This window comes from Oceanisphaera ostreae (assembly GCF_042676125.1).
In the GTDB taxonomy this organism is placed as follows: domain Bacteria; phylum Pseudomonadota; class Gammaproteobacteria; order Enterobacterales; family Aeromonadaceae; genus Oceanimonas; species Oceanimonas ostreae.
Map to the genome: position 1 here is coordinate 44,309 of NZ_JBHTJS010000015.1, position 20,510 is coordinate 64,818.

Below are 20,510 nucleotides of genomic sequence, written 5' to 3' on the forward strand. Positions count from 1 at the left end.
ATTATAAAAAAACGGCTGAATTTTTAGGCGCTACATTTCTTGAGGTAAATTAAATTATGGGCTAGTGGTGTTAACTTTGGTGGCTTTTACGTATAATCGCGCCGCTTTCACCCTGAACTTATTGATTGATATATTAAGGAATCACATGGCTATCGAACGTACTTTTTCCATCATCAAGCCTGATGCAGTAGCAAAAAACCTGATCGGCGCTATCTACACTCGTTTTGAAACTGCTGGCCTGAAAGTTGTTGCCGCTAAAATGGTACAGCTGGACCAAGCCAAAGCAGAAGGTTTCTACGCTGAGCACAGCGAGCGTCCTTTCTTTAAAGCGCTGGTTGATTTCATGATGTCAGGTCCTGTTATGGTTCAGGTATTAGAAGGCGAGAACGCTGTTCTGCGTCACCGCGAAATCATGGGTGCAACTAACCCAGCCGACGCTCTTGCCGGTACTCTGCGCGCAGACTACGCCGACAGCATCGACGAAAACGCAGTACACGGTTCAGACGCTGCTGCTTCTGCAGCTCGCGAAATCGCGTATTTCTTCAGCGACGAAGAAGTGTGCCCACGTACCCGCTAAGGGATGCGTTAACACTTTTTTGTAGTTGATAAAAAAGGAGCTTCGGCTCCTTTTTTTATGGGCGAAATTTGAAGTATAAAAACAGACGTACGCTTTACGCCATACGCTGTAATACCAATCTAAGTAAGTATGTGATCTGTTTTGAAGTTGAGCGCTAGAGGTACAAAGGTCAGCTTTAAGCGCTAATATTTATCCAAGTAAAAGCACAAAACAAATGGTAAATACCAATCTAAGTAAAAATCTGATCTAGTTTAAAGTCGGATACGAGAGGAAACAGAGTCAGCTCCCACGACACGCCATAAACCCATCCCTGGGGGCTCAGGAAATGCCATCCCTGGCATTGTCACGGTCGTGGGAGCCGATCTCTGTTGCCTCTCCTTAAGCTCTGAGCTGTCTGTAAAGCGCACCAACAGGCGACCTAGCAGCCTAGGGACGGATAAAGAGATCGGCTCCACCGACCATCACATAACAGGGATGTTATGTGTTTGAGCGTCACACGGATGTGCTTGCAGCGGGTCAGTGGAGTTGACTCTTTGTTCGGCTTTTATACAAACAAAAATAGATCAGTTAGTTTTCCAGATTGGTATTAAATATGGCTGAGGTACCAGGATTCGAACCTGGGCACTGAGGCCGAGAGCAAAACCCGCTGCCTTATCCAAATTTCACAAAGCAAAAAGCCAACCTTGCGGTTGGCTTTTTATATATGGCTGGGGTATCAGGATTCGAACCTGGGCACTGAGGCCGAGAGCAAAACCCGCTGCCTTTCCCCAATGGCACAAAGCAAAAAGCCAACCTTGCGGTTGGCTTTTTAAATATGGCTGGGGTACCAGGATTCGAACCTGGGGATGGCGAGATCAAAACCCGCTGCCTTACCGCTTGGCGATACCCCAATTTTCTTACTTAGATAAGATTAAATTATCGTAACTTAATCTTAAACATGGTGCGGAAGGCGAGACTTGAACTCGCACACCTTGCGGCGCTAGAACCTAAATCTAGTGCGTCTACCAATTTCGCCACTCCCGCTAAAAAGTGGTGGCTATGGCGGGATTCGAACCTGCGACCCCATCATTATGAGTGATGTGCTCTAACCAACTGAGCTACATAGCCACGTCTGCAAACCAAGAAAACTGACTTCAGTTTGCATTACAAATGTCTTACTTAACCTTACCGATTTAACGCACAGCATTAAATTTTAATATGGCTGGGGTACCAGGATTCGAACCTGGGGATGGCGAGATCAAAACCCGCTGCCTTACCGCTTGGCGATACCCCAATTTTATGGTCAGTATTTATAGCATATTACCGACACATTACAAGCTACCTATTTGAATACTGCTGAACATCAGACTTAAACCTTAGCACTGCTGCCAAGACTAAAACCTGCTTTACTATATCAGCCAACATTCTAAATATGGCTGGGGTACCAGGATTCGAACCTGGGGATGGCGAGATCAAAACCCGCTGCCTTACCGCTTGGCGATACCCCAATTATATTTCACTTATCACAGTGTAAAGCAATTACTGCTTAACACTTAAATATGGTGCGGAAGGCGAGACTTGAACTCGCACACCTTGCGGCGCTAGAACCTAAATCTAGTGCGTCTACCAATTTCGCCACTCCCGCTAAAAAGTGGTGGCTATGGCGGGATTCGAACCTGCGACCCCATCATTATGAGTGATGTGCTCTAACCAACTGAGCTACATAGCCACTGTGTCAGTAACATTAATACAGAATATTTCCTGTTACAAACAGCTTCTGCTGCATGCATTTCGTTACTGAACGGTGCGCATTATGCGCATCATGCCCAAAATCGTCAACCCCTTTTTGTATAAAAGCGTACACCTTTTAACTGTTTGGACATAAAGTAGTCGTCTAGGTGATGAAACCATCAAAAACATAAGCCCTTCGGGCAGCTGACCGCTTTACGCCTAACGCTGTAAGCCTTACGTTAAAGACAGACACCGATTTTTGTAGTCCAACACTGCAGCTGTTGGTCCTATTGGGCAGGGTGGGTTTCGGGGCTCCGTTTATTTTTCAACTTTTGGCTTACAGCTGACGTCTTACGGCTTTCCCTTCGGTTAGGTTTGGTATTTAGGTTTTAAAGATTTCCGCCTTCGGCGAAATGTTCAAGCAAGCACCCCCTACAAAAAACAAAACCCCGAGCCTAGGCAGGTTCGGGGTTTGTCTCTAGCTAGGCGCTTGGTGCTGGGCGTTCGGCGCTGTTAGTCGAACTCTTCCATCCAGATCATGATAACGGCTTCTAGAACCTGCTCGTTGGACGCTTTGGGATCATCATCGAAATTTTCCAGAGCACAAATCCACTGATGTAGATCGGTAAAGCGCACCGTTTTCGGATCTGTATCAGGATAGGCCTCTAATAAGTCGAGTGCTATATCCTGACTGTCTGTCCATTTAAGGCTCATATACCCTCTCTCGTTTACTGTCTTTCCGATACCATATTAACGGTATATTTTGGAATTTCGACCACCAAATTTTCGTCGGTCACCCGAGCTTGGCAGCCAAGGCGTGACTCAGGCTCTAGCCCCCAGGCTTTATCAAGCATGTCGTCTTCTAACTCGCAGCTTTCTTCCATGGAGTCGAAACCTTCACGCACCACGATATGACAGGTAGTACAGGCGCAAGACTTCTCACAAGCGTGCTCAATATCGATGCCATTACGCAAGGCGACATCCAACACAGTTTCACCCAATTTAGCTTCTAGCTCTGCACCGTCTGGGCATAGCTCGGGATGAGGCAAAAATACAATCTTTGGCATCGTTACACCTTATCTACACGTTGTCCGGCCAAAGCACGACGAATGGAAGCATCCATGCGTCGCTCAGCAAAGTCAGCCGTTTGCTTGTCTGTTTGCTCTATGGCGAGTTTAATGGCGGCTACATCGTCACCTGTGACGCTGTGTTGCAGCGATTCAACCACCGCGATGATGTTGGCACGTTCTTGATCGTTAAGCAGCTGGTCGCCGTCGGCAGTTAGCGCGCTAATGATATTTTCAATTACTCGCGCCGCTTCCACTTTTTGCTCGGCCAGCATGCGCGCGTCAATGTCTGCTTGTGCATATTCAAACGATGCTTTTAGCATGGTCGTAATATCAGCTTCATTTAAGCCATAAGAAGGCTTCACCTCAATATCAGCTTGCACGCCAGAGGATTTTTCCATGGCGCTAACCGACAATAAACCATCGGCATCCACCTGAAAGGTTACGCGAATATGCGCAGCCCCCGCCACCATCGGCGGAATATCGGTAAGATTAAAACGGGCCAGTGAACGACAATCCGAGACCAGCTCACGCTCGCCTTGCACCACATGAATGGCCATGGCTGTTTGCCCGTCTTTAAAGGTGGTAAATTCCTGCGCTCGCGCCACCGGTATGGTGGTGTTGCGCGGGATTACTTTTTCAACCAAGCCACCCATGGTTTCAAGCCCCAATGATAAAGGGATCACATCCAGTAACAGCATGTCGCTGTCGGGCTTGTTGCCAATGAGCACATCGGCTTGAATAGCGGCACCAATGGCCACAACTTTATCGGGATCTAGGCTAGTTAATGGCTCGGCGGCAAAAAAATCACCCACACGCTGACGCACCAATGGTACACGCGTTGAGCCACCTACCATCACCACCTCTTGCACCTCAGCGGCCGTTACGCCGGCGTCTTTTAGCGCGCGTCGACAAGCCATCAAGGTTTTATTTACCCAAGGGAGAATAAGCGCTTCAAAATCGTCACGACTTAAACTGCCCTGCCAGTCTTGCCAGCTAATGTCGACGGATGAATTGTCGGTCAACGCTTGCTTAGCGCTACAGGCCACATCCAATAGGTTGCGTTGCTGGGTGGGACTAAGCTCGGTGAGTTTGGCTTGCTGTTGAATCCAATCTGCGAGGGCATGATCAAAGTCATCACCACCCAATGCCGAATCACCACCGGTTGCCAGCACTTCAAATACACCGCGATTTAAACGCAATACAGAAATATCGAAGGTGCCGCCGCCCAAATCGAAGACCGCAATGACGCCCTCTTGACCCGAGTCTAGTCCATAGGCAATAGCGGCAGCAGTGGGCTCGTTTAATAGACGTAACACCTCTAAACCCGCCAGCTGCGCCGCGTCTTTGGTGCCTTGGCGCTGGGCATCATCAAAATAAGCAGGCACCGTGATCACGGCACCTTGTATCGGGTTACCTAGGCTGCGTTCGGCACGCTCGCTCAGCGCTTTTAAAATTTCGGCCGACACTTGTACCGGATTTACCGGCCCTTGGGGAGTGTCTAACTCTATAATGCCGTTATTGGTATCGCGAAAAATATAAGGAAAACGATGGCGAGGTATGTCGGCCAGCGCTTTGCCCATCAGTCGCTTAACTGACGAGATAGTATATTGCGGATCTTGGTCGGCTTCGCGTTTCGCGTCATGGCCCACGCGCAGCCCATCTTGGTTATAGTGTACAACGGAGGGCAGCAGATCGCGGCCCTGGTCGTCTACTAGGGTTTCGGGGGTCGCACTGCGTACCACCGCGACCAAAGAATTGGTGGTGCCTAAGTCTATGCCCACCGCCCACTTGTGCTCATGAGGAGCCGCACTTAGGCCCGGTTCAGAAATTTGTAATAATGCCATTAGGGTTAGAATTCCTGCTGCGCATCTTCCAAACGTTCGAGTTCGGTCTGCAGCTTAGTCATAAATTTAAGTTTACGTACCGTGTCGGCGGCGTCTTGCCATTGGGCCGCGCTCAACTGCCGTGCAAGCTCTGCATAGTATTCAGCCGTAGCCTGCTGCAGTTCTTGCTCGAAGGCCATCATGGCAGCAAACACATCTTGGGCGTCATTAATGTCGGACAGCTGTTCGCGCCATTCCATTTGCTGCATCAAGAACACGGGATCTTTGAGTGTTTTTTGCTCGGCATGCAGTTCAACGCCTTGCAAAGACAGCAAGTATTCGGCGCGACTTAGGGGATGTTTAAGTGTCGTAAACGCATCATTGATAAGGGCGGAACGTTGTACCGCCTGAAGACGTTCTCGCTCGGGGTGAGCGGCAAACTTATCGGGGTGAAACTGCATTTGCAGCCCACGATAGGTTTCGGCCAGTGTTTGGCTATTAAGGGCAAACGCTGGCGCTAAACCAAACAGCTCGAAATAGTTCATGCTGCTTCCTTAAACGTTAAAGCTTTCGCCGCAACCACATTCCCCACTGGTATTGGGGTTGTTGAATTTGAAGCCTTCGTTCAAGCCTTCTTTGGCAAAATCGAGTTCGGTACCGTCTAAATACACCAAGCTTTTGCTATCGACGATCACCTTCACCTCGCCATGCTCAAATACTTGATCGCCTTCTGACAGTTCGTCAACGAACTCAAGTACATAAGCCATGCCAGAGCAACCGGACGTTTTCACGCCCAAACGTAGGCCAAGGCCTTTGCCTCTGTTGTTCAGAAATGTCTGCACTCGGTGTGCAGCTGCATCGGTAATGGTGATCGCCATGGTGTCTCCGTTTACGCTAGGGCTTGCTTTTTCTTGTAATCATCAATCGCGGCCTTAATGGCGTCTTCTGCCAAAATGGAGCAATGAATTTTTACCGGTGGCAATGCTAACTCTGCAGCAATATCGGTATTAGTGATACTGGCCGCTTCTTCTAAGTTTTTGCCTTTTACCCACTCAGTAATGAGCGAGCTAGACGCAATAGCAGAGCCACAACCGTAGGTTTTAAACTTAGCGTCTTCAATAATGCCTGCATCATTGATTTTCAGCTGTAGTTTCATTACGTCACCACAGGCCGGGGCACCGACCATGCCGGTGGCAATGGTAGGGTCATTTTTGTCGAAAGCGCCCACGTTACGGGGGTTTTCATAGTGATCTATTACTTTTTCGCTGTAAGCCATGATGTATTCCTCACCCATGTTTCAATGGTTTAGACACCTTAGTGGTGTGCCCATTCAACTTGATCCAAGTCTATTCCGTCTTTGAACATATCCCACAATGGAGACATGTCGCGCAAACGACCGATAGCGTCATTCACCAATTTTATGGCGTAGTCAATTTGTGCTTCGGTGGTAAAGCGCCCGATGCTGAAGCGAATAGAGCTGTGTGCTAATTCGTCATTTAGTCCCAAAGCCCGCAGTACATAAGAAGGCTCTAGGCTGGCAGAAGTACAAGCCGAACCAGACGATACCGCTAAATCTTTTAGCGCCATTATCAGAGACTCACCTTCTACATAGGCGAAGCTGATATTAAGAATGCCTGGTACACGCTGCTCTAAATCACCGTTAACATAGACTTCTTCTATGTCTTTAACGCCATCATATAAACGCTGGCGCAGTGCCTGAATCTGTTTACCTTCGGCGTGCATTTCTTCTTTAGCAATGCGGAATGCTTCGCCCATGCCCACAATTTGGTGGGTCGGCAATGTGCCTGAGCGCATACCGCGCTCGTGTCCGCCGCCGTGCATTTGAGCTTCTAAGCGCACTCGGGGTTTACGAGACACATACAACACGCCAATGCCTTTAGGACCATAAATTTTATGACCAGACAAAGATAATAAGTCGATACTCATGTCTTTAACATCAATGTCGATTTTGCCTGCACTTTGTGCTGCATCAACATGGAACATGATTTTGCGGCTGCGGCATAACTCGCCAATAGCCTTAACGTCTTGAATAACGCCGGTTTCGTTGTTTACGTGCATGATACTCACCAAGATGGTGTCTTCACGCAGGGCATTTTCAATTTGATCTAGGGTAAACAAGCCACTGGGCTGAGGCTCAAGGTAGGTCACTTCATACCCTTCACGCTCTAGCTGACGACATGGGTCCAATACCGCTTTATGTTCGGTTTTGGAGGTAATAATGTGCTTACCTTTTTTACCGTAGAAATTGGCAATCCCTTTAATGGCAAGGTTATCTGATTCGGTAGCACCAGAGGTGAACACAATCTCACGCGGGTCGGCATTAATTAAGTCGGCAATCTGATTGCGGGCAATATCAACCAGCTCTTCTGCCTGCCAACCGAAACGGTGTGAGCGAGAAGCAGGGTTACCAAAAATACCGTCTGGGGTTAGACATTGCATCATCTTTTCGGCAACGCGAGGGTCTACCGGGCAGGTAGCCGCATAGTCGAGATAAATGGGCAGTTTCATTATATTCTCCATTACATCGCTGCTCTGTTCGGCAGTCTTGTCATCGACATTAAACACAATATGTTCAAGCTCTTTTGCTGTTAGCTGGGTTAGTTCAGCGTTAACAGGCTTACATTACTGTTTTTCTGCTCAGCCATTTGCCGTGCACCTTGCTGGCTCACTAGCTCAGCTAAGCTAATACCTTCAAGAAAGTCACTAATTCGATCACTGAGTGCACACCAAAGCGAGTGAGTCAGGCACTGACTGCCGTTTTGGCAATCCCCCTTTCCTTGGCACTTGGTGGCATCAACGGATTCGTCAACGGCAATAATAATGGCACCGACAGAAATATCCGCCTGCTCTAACCCCAGCCGATAGCCGCCGCCGGGGCCGCGCACACTACTCACCAACCCATGTTTGCGCAAACGGGCAAACAGTTGCTCGAGATAAGACAGAGAGATTCCCTGCCGCTCAGAAATGTTGGCAAGAGACACAGGTCCGGTGTCGCCGTATAAGGCCACATCTAGCATGGCTGTGACTGCGTAACGCCCTTTCGATGTCAGTCTCATGTAATTAAACCCTTTCCAGACATGAGATAAGGTTGCCATACCCGACTGTTTTAGTCAACTATAAGTCCGACTAAAACACTCAACTATTATCGTTACTTTTTCGACCGGGATTTTGTATCGAAGTAAGAATGCCACGCAAGATATTGAGCTCATAATCTTCGGGTCGAGCGCGATTAAATAAACGGCGCAACTTAGTCATTACCTGACCAGGATGAGGCTTAATAATAAAGCCTGTTTCTAGCAACGTTTCTTCTAGATGCGCATAAAAACGTTCTAGGTCTTGCGATAGCGGATACTCTTGCTCTTGCTCAGCCTGAGGGCCTTGCTGTTGCGCAAGCCACGCCATGCGAGTTTCGTAGCTGATGGTTTGCACGGCCATGGCTAAATTAAGCGAGCTGTAGTCTGGGTTGGCTGGAATCGCCACGTGAAAATGACACAGCTGTAATTCGTCGTTACTCAAGCCGGTACGCTCACGGCCAAACACCAGTGCCACTTTGTGCTTGGGGGCTTCGGCAATGGCTTTCTCGCCCGCTTCTCGAGCGTCCAGCATGGGCCAAGACAAGGTACGAGAACGGGCACTAGCGCCAATGACCAAGCCGCAATCGGCCACCGCTTCGGCCAAGGTAGCCACGGTAGTGGATTGTTCCAAAATGTCTCTGGCGCCGGCAGATAAGGCAAGAGCCTGTTCGTCTACGGGGTTAACGGGGTCAACCAGCCATAATTCGCCCAAGCCCATGGTTTTCATGGCGCGAGCGGCAGAGCCGATATTGCCGGTGTGTGAGGTATTAACCAACACGATTCGTATTTGCTCAAGCATGTGTGCGAGTCCAAGGGTGCTTAAGGCGCAAATTCTATCACAGTCAACTGCGGCTGGCTTGCCCGCTACGCGGGAATGTTGAGTGTTGAATTTTTAATGTTGAATGGACATAAAACTAACAAAAGACGGAGTTTACTCTTTAGCTATCTTCCTAGCGTAGGTCAGGCTCTCGCTTTTGGATGTTAGTGCATAAAGGCCGATACCGGAGCCGTCATGCTGATATAGGGGCGTGGCCCAACATGACGAAGATTCTGTACCGGTATCACGGCAGAAAAATAAAACCTCAAACCTTTAGGTTCGGGGGTTCTGTTTAACTTACCGCTTAAAGCTGAGCGCTTACGGCTGCGTCAGCTCGTTTTCTTGTGCCATTAAATCCAGTTCGAGCAACGAGTAGCGGTGTTCAACAAAGTCATAAATGTTGGTTGCCAATGACAACTTAAAATAGACTTCGGCTTTATCAATCTCACCCTTTTGCTGGGCACGCTTGCCCAGATAAAAGTAAGCTTCACATAGACGTTCCGCCAGTTGTCGATTATCGGTACTTTCTTCGGCTATGCGGTTTAATAGCTGCTCTTCGCTCTTAGTGCCTAAATAGACATTAACAATATCCCACACCCACTCATCGCTGCCGTGGCTTTGTTGAAATTGTTGTAGCGTCATCAAGGCCAATTTAGGGTCTAAGCGTTCTAGTGCCAAATACCATAACAACAACCGATAGGGATCGTTGGGCTCGGCATCAAGGAACACTTTAAGATCTTGTGCTGCTAGTCGAGGGCGACCACCATAATAAAGTGCTATGCCTCGGTTTAAGTTGGCATACACATAATCCGGTGCCAGCTCTAGCGCCGAGTCAAATGACTCGTAAGCTTCGGCAAATTCTTGGTTTTGAGTTAGGTAAACGCCATTGAGATTGTAGGCATCGGCAAAGTCCGGTTTTTCTCGCAAGGCGCGATTAAAATCCAGCCTTGCCATGGCACGTAGGCCTACACGATCAAAAATAACGCCGCGCTGAAAAAACAATTCAGCACGCTGTTCGGGAGTTAACCCGGGTGAACTTAACATTTGCCCTAGTCGGGCAATGCCCAACTCACTTTCATAGGACACCTGCATAGGCACAGGAAGCACCAAAGTAGGAGTAACTACTCGGGATGAACTGCAACCAATAAGCAGACTGCCAAGAAATACTAAAGGGACGAGCAATAATCTTTCGTTCAAGACGGCTCCGAACTTGCCTTATTATTAACTCATATTATGCAGCTGCGCGTCATTTGTCATGCCGCAAATGCATTCCTATACAATAAGGGCCCCGTAGGACCCTTATAAGTATCATTGATATTAAGCTAGCGGCTCTTGATCCGCCCCTTCTTTTTCTATCTGTGGCGGTAGCATATGCTCTCGCTGCACCCCTAACATCATCGCCCAAGCACTGGCGATATAAACAGAAGAGTAGGTACCAAAGCCAATACCCAATAACAGCGCGGTGGCAAAACCGTGGATCAAGGCTCCGCCCTTAATGAACAAAGCGATGACCACTACCAGCGTAGTCGCAGAGGTAATCAAGGTCCGACTCAGGGTTTCGGTAATAGCCTCGTTAAATACCTCGGCGGTGCTGGTATTACGCACACGACGGAAGTTTTCTCGCACTCGGTCAAATACCACTATGGTGTCATTAAGTGAGTAACCGACTACCGTCAATAAGGCCGCCACTATGGTGAGGTCAACTTCAATCTGGATCCAAGAGAACACGCCTAAGGTAATAATGACGTCGTGCGCCAGTGACATTACGGCACCAGATGCTAGACGCCACTCAAAACGCATGCCCACATAAATCATGATACAAAGCAACGCCACCAAAATGGCTAAACCACCCTGTTCGGCCAGCTCTTTACCTATTGCCGGGCCAACAAACTCCAACCGCTTCATTTCTACAGTGCTTTGAACTTGCTTCATAGCAGCCAGCACAGAATCACCCTGCTGCTGAACGTTAACACCCTCTTGAGGGGCTAGACGTATCAGTACATCTCGGCTGGTACCAAAGTTTTGTACCGTGGCTCCCGTTAAGCCCACTTGCTCTAAGTTGTTGCGTATTTCATCCAGATCGATCGATTGCTCGAACGCGACCTCAACGACGGTACCGCCGGTGAAGTCCAGCCCCCAGTTCAGCCCTTTAGTGAAGAGGGTGAAAAAGCACAACGTAATTAACAGCAACGAGAAAGCGCTAGCCGCTTTCGAGTAGTGCATAAAGCGAATGGGCGCTCGGGTTTTGAGGATCTCAAACATGTTATTTCCTCATATCGACAGTTTGCTGAGACGTTTGCCGCCCCATAGCCAGTTAACCAGCGCTCGTGTTCCCACAATAGCGGTAAACATAGAAGCCAAGATGCCTATTATTAGCGTCACGGCAAAGCCCTTAATCGGGCCGGTGCCAACGGCAAATAGGATAATAGCGGTGATAAGGGTGGTAATATTGGAGTCAGCAATGGTGCCTAATGCTTTCTCGTATCCCACATGAATGGCCTGTTGTACACCCCGACCGTCTCGCACTTCTTCACGAATACGTTCGAAGATAAGTACGTTGGCATCCACCGACATCCCTATGGTTAACACAATACCGGCAATACCGGGCAGCGTCATAGTCGCACCAGGTACCATCGACATCACACCGATAATAATCACCAAGTTAGCCAGCAGTGCAACATTTGCCACCAGACCAAACTTGCGATAGTAAATCGCCATGAAGGCAACCACAGCTAACAAGCCATATAACATAGCCATTATGCCGTTATCGATATTTTGCTTACCTAGGCTGGGACCGATAGTGCGCTCTTCCACAATTTGAATGGGCGCAATAAGGGCGCCAGCTCGCAGCAACAACGAAAGGTTTTGTGCTTCTGCCATTGAGTCGATGCCAGTAATACGAAAGCTTCGGCCGAGGCGTGACTGAATGGTGGCTACGTTAATGACTTCTTGCTGCTTGAGGAACTGACGCGAACCATCTTCGTTTAGCTCATCACCGGCTTTATACTCGGTAAACACAGTCGCCATGGGGCGGCCTACGTTATCTTTGGTAAAATCGGCCATGCGGCTACCACCGGGCGCATCTAGGCTGATATTAACCTGGGGGCGGCTAAACTCATCCATGCTAGAGCTAGCATCAACTATATGCTCACCGGTCAAAATAACGCGCTTGAGCAGCACCACTGGGCGACCATTACGGTCGCGCATTAATTCGCTATTCGGCGGGACTCGACCCGCATTAGCAGCGGCTACGTCGGCTTTTTCATCAACTAGACGAAACTCAAGAGTCGCTGTGGCACCTAAAATTTCTTTGGCACGCGCCGTATCTTGAATACCCGGCAGCTGTACCACTATGCGCTCGGCACCTTGACGCTGTACCAGCGGCTCAGCCACGCCAAGCTCATTCACTCGGTTACGAATAATAGTGATATTTTGCTGCAGTGCGTATTCTTTTACTTCTTTTAGTCGCTGTTCACTCATTACGGCAAACAGACCAAAATTATCGCCGCTGTCACGTTCAGAAAGCATCAGCCCCGGATAACGGCCACGCAAAAAACTCAGCGCTTGATCACGGGTATCCGCGTCACGGAACACCACTAAGGTCCCGTCATCTTTCGTTAACACGCCCGAGTAGCGCAGGCGCTGCTCACGTAGGTCGGTACGAAAATCTTGTATTCTTTGTTCTTGAACTCGGCTTAGGGCCTCATCCATGTCCACTTCCATGAGAAAGTGTACGCCACCTCGTAAATCGAGGCCTAATTTCAGCGGGCCTGCACCTATGGCTTCTAACCAATGTGGGGTCGCTGGTGCTAAGTTAAGCGCGGTGATGTAATCATCGCCCAGCGCTTGATCAACCAGTTCTTTTCCCTTGAGCTGATCGTCGGTATCACGAAAGCGAACCAATAACTGGTTATCTTCTAAAACGGCACTTTTTATCTCTATGCCGGCTGCTTGCAAACGCTGCTGTGTTTTGGCTAATACCGCAGTGGTGACTTCGGTTCCACGAGAGCCTGACACCTGCAACGCAGGATCTTCACCAAATAAATTGGGTGCTGCATATAGAAAACTGATGGTGATCACGGCGATCACCATCAAGTATTTCCACAGCGGATATCGATTTAACACGCTGTGCTCCTCGATAAGGAATTAAAGGGACTGAATTGAACCCTTGGGAAGAACCGCTGTAATGAAGTCCTTTTTAATGGTTACTTGGCTTTGTTCGCTCAAGCTCAGTACCACGTAATCGTTGTCACCGGTAATTTTAGCAATTTTACCGACCAAGCCACCGTTAGTTAGCACTTCGTCGCCTTTGCTCAAAGAAGCCATCAGGTTCTTCTGCGCTTTTACTCGCTTAGACTGAGGGCGGAAAATCATGAAGTAGAAAATAAGGCCAAATACAGCCAGCATGATGATCATTTCCATACCACCACCGGCGGCACCACCTTGAGCATGAGCGTTAGAGATAAAATTCATTATTTTTAGTTCCTCATTGATGATTAAAGCGATTAATAAACTTGTACTTAAAAAGAAAAGGGATGGCAACCGCCATGCCCTTTTCAGAGTGTTTTGCTGCTAATACTACTGGTCGTTTGCTACTACCTGCTGCCCAACGGTTGGAACAGGCTTACCTAGTCGCTCATAAAACTCAGCAACAAAGGTGTCTAATTTACCCTGCTCTATGGCTGTACGTAAACCTTCCATTACTCGTTGGTAGTAACGCAAGTTGTGAACGGTGTTTAAACGCGACCCCAAAATCTCGTTACACTTGTCTAAATGGTGCAAATAAGAGCGAGAATAATTTTTACAAGTGTAGCAATCGCACTCGGTATCTAGCGGGCCGGTATCCGTCTTATGCTTGGCATTACGAATTTTTACCACACCATCTGTGGTAAACAAATGACCATTACGGGCGTTTCGGGTCGGCATCACACAGTCGAACATATCGATACCGCGGCGTACACCTTCTACTAAATCTTCTGGTTTGCCTACTCCCATTAAATAACGAGGCTTATCGGCCGGTATTTGTGGGCAGATATGCTCCAATATTTTGTGCATTTCGGGTTTAGGTTCACCCACAGCTAATCCGCCAATGGCGTAGCCGTCGAAACCAATATCCAGTAAGCCGGTCAAAGACACATCACGCAAATCTTCGTACATACCACCTTGAATTATACCAAACAAAGCATTTTTATTACCTTGTTTGTCAAAGTGATCTCGCGAGCGTTTGGCCCAGCGCAGTGACATTTCCATAGACTTTTTCGCTTCTTCCCACGTGGCAGGATACGGCGTACATTCGTCCATGATCATCACCACATCAGAGCCGAGGTCATACTGAATTTCCATCGACACTTCAGGGGATAAGAAAATCTTGTCGCCGTTAACCGGGTTGCGGAAATACACGCCTTCTTCGGTGATCTTACGAATATCGCCAAGGCTAAACACCTGAAAACCACCAGAGTCGGTTAAAATAGGTCCCTGCCAGTTCATGAAGTCATGCAAGTCGCCGTGCAGCTTCATTACTTCTTGGCCTGGGCGTACCCAAAGGTGGAAGGTGTTACCCAGCAGAATTTGTGCACCGGTGTCGGCCACTTCTTCAGGGGTCATGCCTTTTACGGTGCCATAAGTGCCTACAGGCATAAAGGCCGGGGTATCAACAACGCCACGATCAAACGTTAGGCGGCCACGTCGAGCCAAACCATCGGTAGTATGTAGATCAAATTTCATGTGTTACCTCTTACGGCCAGAGAAACAGTCTGACCTTCATTTCCGGGATTGGGCACTGGGGATTAGGGAGTTGGGATTAGTCAGTCCCTATTCCCCAGTCCCAAGTCCCTGTTGTTTAGTCAGAAACATAGCGTCGCCGTAGCTGAAGAAGCGATAGCGCTCACTAACGGCTTGTCGATACGCCTCTTTAATATGATCATAACCGCAAAACGCACTCACCAGCATGATTAGTGTCGACTCGGGCAGGTGAAAGTTGGTGATCATGACATCCACTAGCTGAAAGCGATATCCGGGATAGATAAAAATATCGGTATCACCGTAAAAAGGCACCAGCGGCGTATTGTTAGCCAAGGCCGCCTGTGCGGCGCTTTCAAGCGAGCGCACCGAAGTGGTTCCTACGGCAATAATTCGCCCACCGCGCGCTTTAGTGGCTGCAATTTTGGCCACCACATCGCTCGGTACCTCTATATATTCGGAGTGCATTTTATGCTCAAGTACATTATCAACTCGCACTGGCTGAAAGGTACCTGCACCTACGTGCAACGTCACAAACGCCAGCTCGGCGCCTTTGGCCACTAACGCATCTAACAAAGGTTGGTCAAAGTGCAGGCCGGCAGTGGGTGCGGCAACCGCACCGGGTTTTTCATTATACACGGTTTGATAACGCTCTTTATCGGCCTCGGTATCCGGTCGGTCGATGTAAGGCGGCAATGGCATATGCCCAACGGCTTCTAGAATTTCGAGCACGGTGCGATTGTCATCGTGAAATTCAATTTCAAACAAGGCGTCGTGGCGGGCAAGCATAGTGGCCTGCACGTCGGGATCCAATATCAGGGCGGTGCCAGGTTTAGGCGCTTTAGACGCTCGCACATGTGCTAGCACTCGCTTATCGTCCAGCACGCGCTCTATCAGCACTTCCAGCTTGCCACCGCTGGCTTTACGGCCAAATAGTCGGGCTGGGATCACCCGCGTATTATTGAAAACCAGCAAGTCACCGGGATTGACCCGATCCAACACCTGATGGAAATGACCGTGACTAATTTCACCACTGTTACCATCTAGCTGTAACAGGCGGCTTGCACCGCGTTCCGGCATGGGGTGACGGGCTATCAGTTCATTGGGAAGTTCAAAAGAAAAATCGCGGACCAGCATACACAACCTCTTGTAATAACGGGCGCTAGTCTAGTGAGGCCGACCGACAGGATCAAGGCAATTCGCTGTACTAAGGCATAATGCATATTATTAAGATATAGCGTAAGGTCGATATAACAAGTGTTTGACGAATGAGGAATTAATCGCCGCCATCATCATACAAGGCACGGCGATTAAGCTATCTTGATATAAAAAGAGGGGAATACTCTATGCCAGCCATCGTCTCTGAAATTATGACCCGTGACGTCATTGGTTTATCACCCAGTGCCACCTTAGGCGAAGCGCGCATTCTGATGCAGCGCCACCATATTCGCCACCTCCCCGTATTGGCAGAAGATACTCTAGTAGGGCTCGTTAGTCAGCGCGACATTTTAGCAGCCCAAGAGTCGAGTCTAGAAAAAGATCATAATGGCGCCTTCTTGCAGCAGCACTTGTTATCTGAGGTGATGGTGCAAGATGTAACCACCGTCAGCCCTAAGGCCGGCGTTCGTGAAGCGGCACTGTATTTGCAAAAGCACAAATACGGCTGCCTGCCTGTCATCGACAAAGGCAAGTTAGTGGGCATTGTTACCGATAGTGATTTTGTAACAGTGGCTATTCATCTGCTGGAAGTGTTGGACGCGCAGCTGGCCGAACAGCCCGATGACGAGCTTGACCTCGATGACCTCGACTTAGCCGCTACCCAAGACGACGGCGACGATCTGTCGGCACGATGAATTATCTGGCGCACCTGCATCTGGCACAACTTAGCCAAACAAGCCTGGCAGGTGCACTATTAGGCGAGTATGTTAAGGGCAACATAGACTCACAGTTACCCGCAAACTTGCAGATGGGTGTTTAGCTGCACCGGCGCATCGACACCTTTACTGATGCTCATCCCCTGCATTTAGGCCAAGTCCGCGCCTTACCCAGCCCTTATCGTCGTTATGGCGGTATTATTATGGACATGATGTTCGATCATTTTTTGGCGCTGCATTGGTCCCGCTATCATGATCAGCCGCTAACCGACTTTATTGATCACGCCCACGCACAATTACTACCCGGTGCACACTGGCCCCCCGCCATGGTGACGCTAGTTTCTCGCATGCAGCAGTATCAGCTGCTGGCAAGCTATCAAACGATAGACGGCATTAACTTGGCGATCTCGCGTATCGACCATCGTTTTCGTCGCCCCACGCCCCTCCCCCACTGCGCCCCAATAGTGCAAGCGCACTACCGAGATATGGAGCACGCCTTTCTGGGCTTTTATCCCGAGTTAACGAAGTTTGTGCTTGCTGAAGTAAACATAGCGCGCTGCGCCCAGAACCAAGCGCCAAACTAAACTAAACTAAACCAAAACACACATTCATGATCTGCGTGGATGTGCTTGCAGCGGGTCGGTGGAGCGGGCCCTTTGTTCGGGCCTGATATGACAATCAAATAGATCGATTGTTTAATGTAATTGGTATTACTCCTAACTCCTCACTGCGTTAAAAAAAAAGGCAGCCCAAGGGGCTGCCAACAACTAAAGGATAATCACTGATGATGTACTCATCATGTTATTTTTTGGTCATTAAATATTCTCAAACTGGCCCATGGTGTTGTCTTTACCTCCGGCTTTAAGGGCTGCTTCACCGGCAAAGAATTCCTTATGATCATCACCAATGTTAGAACCCGCCATATCTTGGTGCTTAACCGTAGCAATACCTTGGCGAATTTCTTTACGCTGCACACCCGCCACATAGGCCAGCATACCCTCTTCACCAAAGTAACCTTTAGCCAAGTTATCGGTAGACAAAGCGGCCGTGTGATAGGTTGGTAAGGTAATCAAGTGATGGAAGATACCCGCTTCTCGCGCCGAATCACGCTGGAAATTAGCCGTCCATTGATCTGCCAGTTTACCTAGTTCGGTCTGGTCATAATCGGCGCTCATCAGCTTGTCGCGATCATATCCGGCCAGATCCTTGCCTTCTGTAGCCCAGGCGTCATATACCTGCTGACGGAAGTTAAGCGTCCAGTTAAACGAGGGGCTGTTGTTGTACACCAGCTTAGCGTTAGGAACCACTTCACGGATACGATTCACCATGGCGGCAATCTGCCCTACGTGTGGCTTCTCGGTTTCAATCCACAATAAATCGGCCCCGTGTTGTAAGCTGGCGATACAATCCATTACTACGCGATCTTCACCCGAACCTTCTTTAAATTGAAACAAGCCAGATGCAAGGCGCTTTGGCTTAATCAGCTTGCCGTCTTGCTTAATAACCACGTCACCGTTGTTAATATCATCTGCCGAGTTAATCTCGTCGCCATCAATAAAGCTGTTGTATTGGTCGCCCAAGTCACCCGGCTCATTGGTCACCGCAAATTGCTTAGTTAAGCCGGCACCTAATGAGTCGGTACGCGCCACAATAACGCCGTCATCTACGCCAAGCTCTAAAAACGCCAGTCGTACCGCATTAATTTTAGATAAAAAGTCTGCATGGGGAACCGTGACTTTACCGTCTTGGTGGCCACACTGTTTCTCGTCTGATACTTGGTTTTCAATCTGAATACAGCATGCGCCCGCTTCAATCATTTGCTTGGCGAGCAAGTACGTGGCTTCATCGTTACCAAAGCCGGCATCAATATCGGCAATAATAGGCACCACATGGGTTTCGTGATTATCAATTTTTTGGATAAGCTCTTTTACTTTAACCTGATCATCGGCTTTTTCGGCCGCTTCTAGGTCACGGAACAAATGATTTAGCTCCCAAGAGTCTGCCTGACGTAAAAAGGTGTAAAGCTCGGCAATCAGGCTAGATACCGCAGTCTTTTCATGCATTGACTGATCGGGCAAAGGACCAAACTGCGAACGTAAAGCGGCAACCATCCAACCAGACAAGTAAAGGTAGCGACGCTTGGTGCTGTTAAAATGCTTCTTAATAGAAATCATCTTCTGTTGGCCGATAAAACCATGCCAGCAGCCCAAAGACTGGGTGTACTGAGACGTATCTAAGTCGTAATTGGCCATGTCTTCACGCATGATTTTTGCCGTGTACTTGGCAATATCCAATCCGGTCTTAAACTTGTTCTGGACACGCATACGGGCTGCATGCTCCGGTTTAATGGCGCTCCAAGTCGGATTTTTCTTGATCAAAGAGGCCAGAGTATCTATTTCGCTTGCGTATGGCATGGTGTCCGTCCTTCTATTCTGTCGAGTGAGGCCCCTAGCTGGACCTTGTACTTCCCTGTCACAACAATACATCGAGTGTAACTACTTGTTGTGTGCAGTGACCTTGATTAATGTGCTCCGCAACCATGTCTATTTTTTGTGCGCCAGTGTCTAACTGTCTGGCCTACGTTATATAACGTTCCCGTTTATTTTGCGTTGCGTTACGACTCTTAATCTGCGCAATAAACGACATAAGATCAAGTAGTATCTTTACAAAAATATAACATAGGTCACATAACAGACAATACTTGAAACTAAAGCATAATGGCCCAAACCCTTGCCAACACTGGCCCCATCTAACAGCCAGCCACATTACAGAAAAAATAATGTAATATAATTACGTTATTTAAGTACATTGAATGTCGCAAACCTAAAGTTAACTCTCACGTTTAACTTTTGATTATCTTGATATTAGTAGTCGCTATATTTACAGCTGAGCCTGTCATAGCAGTCGTGTTAGATTTCTATCTATATTATTTTGCGATCGCAAAATAATTCCCAAGCCAGCCTCTTCTTTAGAGCAGCATCACGGTTTGTCGTTGCTTTACCATTTCAGCCTACTTTCTCTCTGTATAGCCACTCTCCAACCTTTAACAAAACCAGATTGATAGTCACGGCCTATCACCAAGATAGAAAACAACGAATTAACTTAGCCAATGTCAGCCTTTATGATGATAACCGTTCACAGCACAACACCTATCTAACACATTAAGGAACTAACATGACTGTTGCTATTAACACTGAAATTAAACCTTTTACCGCTCAGGCCTTTCATCAGGGACACTTTGTTGAAGTCACTGAGGCAAGCCTTAAAGGTAAGTGGTCGGTGGTCTTCTTCTATCCTGCGGACTTTACGTTTGTATGCCCCACCGAACTGGGTGACGTGGCCGACCATTACGCCGAGCTGCAACAAATGGGCGTAGAAGTGTTCTCGGTATCAACCGACACCCACTTTACTCACAAGGCGTGGCACGACAGTTCAGACACTATTGGTAAAATTCAGTACTACATGGTGGGCGACCAAACCGGCACTATTACCAATAACTTTGGTGTGATGCGTGAAGGCCAAGGCCTGGCGGACCGAGCCACCTTTATTATTGACCCACAAGGCATTATTCAGGCGGTTGAAGTCACTGCTGAAGGGATTGGCCGTAACGCAGCTGACTTACTGCGCAAGCTCAAAGCTGCCCAGTATGTTGCTGCGCATCCAGGTGAAGTGTGCCCCGCTAAATGGCAAGAAGGTGAAGCCACTCTCGCTCCCTCACTGGATCTGGTAGGCAAAATCTAAGACCGACTTAATTACTCCCTAACGTTTGCTCGGCTGGCCAAGACCGCCAGCCGAGTCCTCTTAC

19 protein-coding genes, 7 tRNA genes and 1 pseudogene are annotated in these 20,510 nt (G+C 48.5%); 4 read left to right on the top strand and 23 right to left on the bottom strand.

Features of this window, described 5'->3' with window-relative positions:
• Window positions 1-145 precede the first annotated feature (145 nt).
• On the top strand, window positions 146-577 hold the full coding sequence (ndk, locus tag ACFQ1C_RS05360; RefSeq protein WP_379557542.1) for a nucleoside-diphosphate kinase: 432 nt from the start codon (window positions 146-148) through the stop codon (window positions 575-577).
• 815 nt (window positions 578-1,392) lie between these two features.
• On the opposite strand, the gene ACFQ1C_RS05365 is transcribed toward ndk, so the two are convergent.
• The 22 genes from ACFQ1C_RS05365 to queA form a co-directional block, all read right to left on the bottom strand.
• Window positions 1,393-1,467, bottom strand: a tRNA-Gln gene (locus ACFQ1C_RS05365).
• Window positions 1,468-1,515: 48 nt separating this feature from the next.
• A tRNA-Leu gene (locus ACFQ1C_RS05370) sits at window positions 1,516-1,600 on the bottom strand.
• A gap of 7 nt (window positions 1,601-1,607) precedes the next feature.
• Window positions 1,608-1,684: transfer RNA gene (locus ACFQ1C_RS05375), tRNA-Met, on the bottom strand.
• Between the two features lie 91 nt (window positions 1,685-1,775).
• Window positions 1,776-1,850 (bottom strand) — tRNA-Gln (locus ACFQ1C_RS05380).
• A 139-nt stretch (window positions 1,851-1,989) separates the two neighbouring features.
• A tRNA-Gln gene (locus ACFQ1C_RS05385) sits at window positions 1,990-2,064 on the bottom strand.
• 52 nt (window positions 2,065-2,116) lie between these two features.
• Window positions 2,117-2,201: transfer RNA gene (locus ACFQ1C_RS05390), tRNA-Leu, on the bottom strand.
• Window positions 2,202-2,208: 7 nt separating this feature from the next.
• A tRNA-Met gene (locus tag ACFQ1C_RS05395) sits at window positions 2,209-2,285 on the bottom strand.
• 515 nt (window positions 2,286-2,800) lie between these two features.
• Window positions 2,801-3,001: a Fe-S cluster assembly protein IscX gene (gene iscX / locus ACFQ1C_RS05400; protein WP_379557544.1), complete on the bottom strand. Its 201-nt coding sequence runs from the start codon at window positions 2,999-3,001 to the stop codon at window positions 2,801-2,803.
• A 14-nt stretch (window positions 3,002-3,015) separates the two neighbouring features.
• Window positions 3,016-3,354, bottom strand: coding sequence for an ISC system 2Fe-2S type ferredoxin (fdx, locus tag ACFQ1C_RS05405; RefSeq protein WP_379557546.1), 339 nt, complete (start codon window positions 3,352-3,354; stop codon window positions 3,016-3,018).
• Between the two features lie 2 nt (window positions 3,355-3,356).
• Window positions 3,357-5,201 carry a Fe-S protein assembly chaperone HscA gene (gene hscA, locus ACFQ1C_RS05410; RefSeq protein ID WP_379557548.1) on the bottom strand — a complete coding sequence of 615 codons (1,845 nt, stop codon included), beginning with the start codon at window positions 5,199-5,201 and terminating at the stop codon, window positions 3,357-3,359.
• Between the two features lie 5 nt (window positions 5,202-5,206).
• The gene (gene hscB / locus ACFQ1C_RS05415) at window positions 5,207-5,725 is read right to left on the bottom strand and encodes a co-chaperone HscB (protein WP_379557550.1); all 519 of its coding nucleotides are present in this window, start codon (window positions 5,723-5,725) and stop codon (window positions 5,207-5,209) included.
• Window positions 5,726-5,734: 9 nt separating this feature from the next.
• Complete coding sequence (gene iscA, locus ACFQ1C_RS05420; protein ID WP_379557551.1) at window positions 5,735-6,058, bottom strand: iron-sulfur cluster assembly protein IscA; 324 nt, start codon at window positions 6,056-6,058, stop codon at window positions 5,735-5,737.
• 11 nt (window positions 6,059-6,069) lie between these two features.
• Window positions 6,070-6,456, bottom strand: coding sequence for a Fe-S cluster assembly scaffold IscU (iscU, locus tag ACFQ1C_RS05425; RefSeq protein ID WP_379557553.1), 387 nt, complete (start codon window positions 6,454-6,456; stop codon window positions 6,070-6,072).
• 38 nt (window positions 6,457-6,494) lie between these two features.
• Window positions 6,495-7,709 carry an IscS subfamily cysteine desulfurase gene (locus ACFQ1C_RS05430; protein WP_379557555.1) on the bottom strand — a complete coding sequence of 405 codons (1,215 nt, stop codon included), beginning with the start codon at window positions 7,707-7,709 and terminating at the stop codon, window positions 6,495-6,497.
• 89 nt (window positions 7,710-7,798) lie between these two features.
• Entirely contained in the window at window positions 7,799-8,257 is a 459-nt protein-coding gene (gene iscR, locus ACFQ1C_RS05435) for a Fe-S cluster assembly transcriptional regulator IscR (RefSeq protein WP_379557557.1), read from the bottom strand.
• A gap of 79 nt (window positions 8,258-8,336) precedes the next feature.
• Entirely contained in the window at window positions 8,337-9,074 is a 738-nt protein-coding gene (trmJ, locus tag ACFQ1C_RS05440) for a tRNA (cytosine(32)/uridine(32)-2'-O)-methyltransferase TrmJ (protein WP_379557559.1), read from the bottom strand.
• A gap of 336 nt (window positions 9,075-9,410) precedes the next feature.
• A complete protein-coding gene (gene nlpI / locus ACFQ1C_RS05445; RefSeq protein ID WP_379557561.1) occupies window positions 9,411-10,289 on the bottom strand; it encodes a lipoprotein NlpI in 879 nt (292 codons plus the stop codon).
• Window positions 10,290-10,409: 120 nt separating this feature from the next.
• Window positions 10,410-11,354: a protein translocase subunit SecF gene (gene secF / locus ACFQ1C_RS05450; protein ID WP_379557563.1), complete on the bottom strand. Its 945-nt coding sequence runs from the start codon at window positions 11,352-11,354 to the stop codon at window positions 10,410-10,412.
• A 9-nt stretch (window positions 11,355-11,363) separates the two neighbouring features.
• On the bottom strand, window positions 11,364-13,217 hold the full coding sequence (secD, locus tag ACFQ1C_RS05455; RefSeq protein ID WP_379557565.1) for a protein translocase subunit SecD: 1,854 nt from the start codon (window positions 13,215-13,217) through the stop codon (window positions 11,364-11,366).
• A gap of 21 nt (window positions 13,218-13,238) precedes the next feature.
• Complete coding sequence (gene yajC, locus ACFQ1C_RS05460) at window positions 13,239-13,565, bottom strand: preprotein translocase subunit YajC (RefSeq protein WP_379557567.1); 327 nt, start codon at window positions 13,563-13,565, stop codon at window positions 13,239-13,241.
• Window positions 13,566-13,670: 105 nt separating this feature from the next.
• Window positions 13,671-14,816: a tRNA guanosine(34) transglycosylase Tgt gene (gene tgt, locus ACFQ1C_RS05465; RefSeq protein WP_379557569.1), complete on the bottom strand. Its 1,146-nt coding sequence runs from the start codon at window positions 14,814-14,816 to the stop codon at window positions 13,671-13,673.
• Between the two features lie 87 nt (window positions 14,817-14,903).
• Window positions 14,904-15,968, bottom strand: a complete 1,065-nt coding sequence (gene queA / locus ACFQ1C_RS05470; RefSeq protein WP_379557571.1) for a tRNA preQ1(34) S-adenosylmethionine ribosyltransferase-isomerase QueA — start codon at window positions 15,966-15,968, stop codon at window positions 14,904-14,906.
• A gap of 209 nt (window positions 15,969-16,177) precedes the next feature.
• Between queA and ACFQ1C_RS05475 the strand changes: the two genes are divergently transcribed.
• Window positions 16,178-16,684 carry a CBS domain-containing protein gene (locus ACFQ1C_RS05475; RefSeq protein WP_379557573.1) on the top strand — a complete coding sequence of 169 codons (507 nt, stop codon included), beginning with the start codon at window positions 16,178-16,180 and terminating at the stop codon, window positions 16,682-16,684.
• Window positions 16,681-17,289 (top strand): annotated as a pseudogene (locus ACFQ1C_RS16170) (acyl carrier protein phosphodiesterase). The gene ACFQ1C_RS05475 and the pseudogene ACFQ1C_RS16170 overlap by 4 nt, the downstream one beginning before the upstream one ends.
• Window positions 17,290-17,520: 231 nt before the next feature.
• On the opposite strand, the gene ACFQ1C_RS05485 reads toward ACFQ1C_RS16170, so the two are convergent.
• Window positions 17,521-19,119: an isocitrate lyase gene (locus tag ACFQ1C_RS05485; RefSeq protein WP_379557577.1), complete on the bottom strand. Its 1,599-nt coding sequence runs from the start codon at window positions 19,117-19,119 to the stop codon at window positions 17,521-17,523.
• Between the two features lie 760 nt (window positions 19,120-19,879).
• Here ACFQ1C_RS05485 and ahpC point away from each other — a divergent pair.
• Complete coding sequence (gene ahpC / locus ACFQ1C_RS05490) at window positions 19,880-20,446, top strand: alkyl hydroperoxide reductase subunit C (RefSeq protein ID WP_379557579.1); 567 nt, start codon at window positions 19,880-19,882, stop codon at window positions 20,444-20,446.
• The last annotated feature ends 64 nt before the right edge of the window (window positions 20,447-20,510 follow it).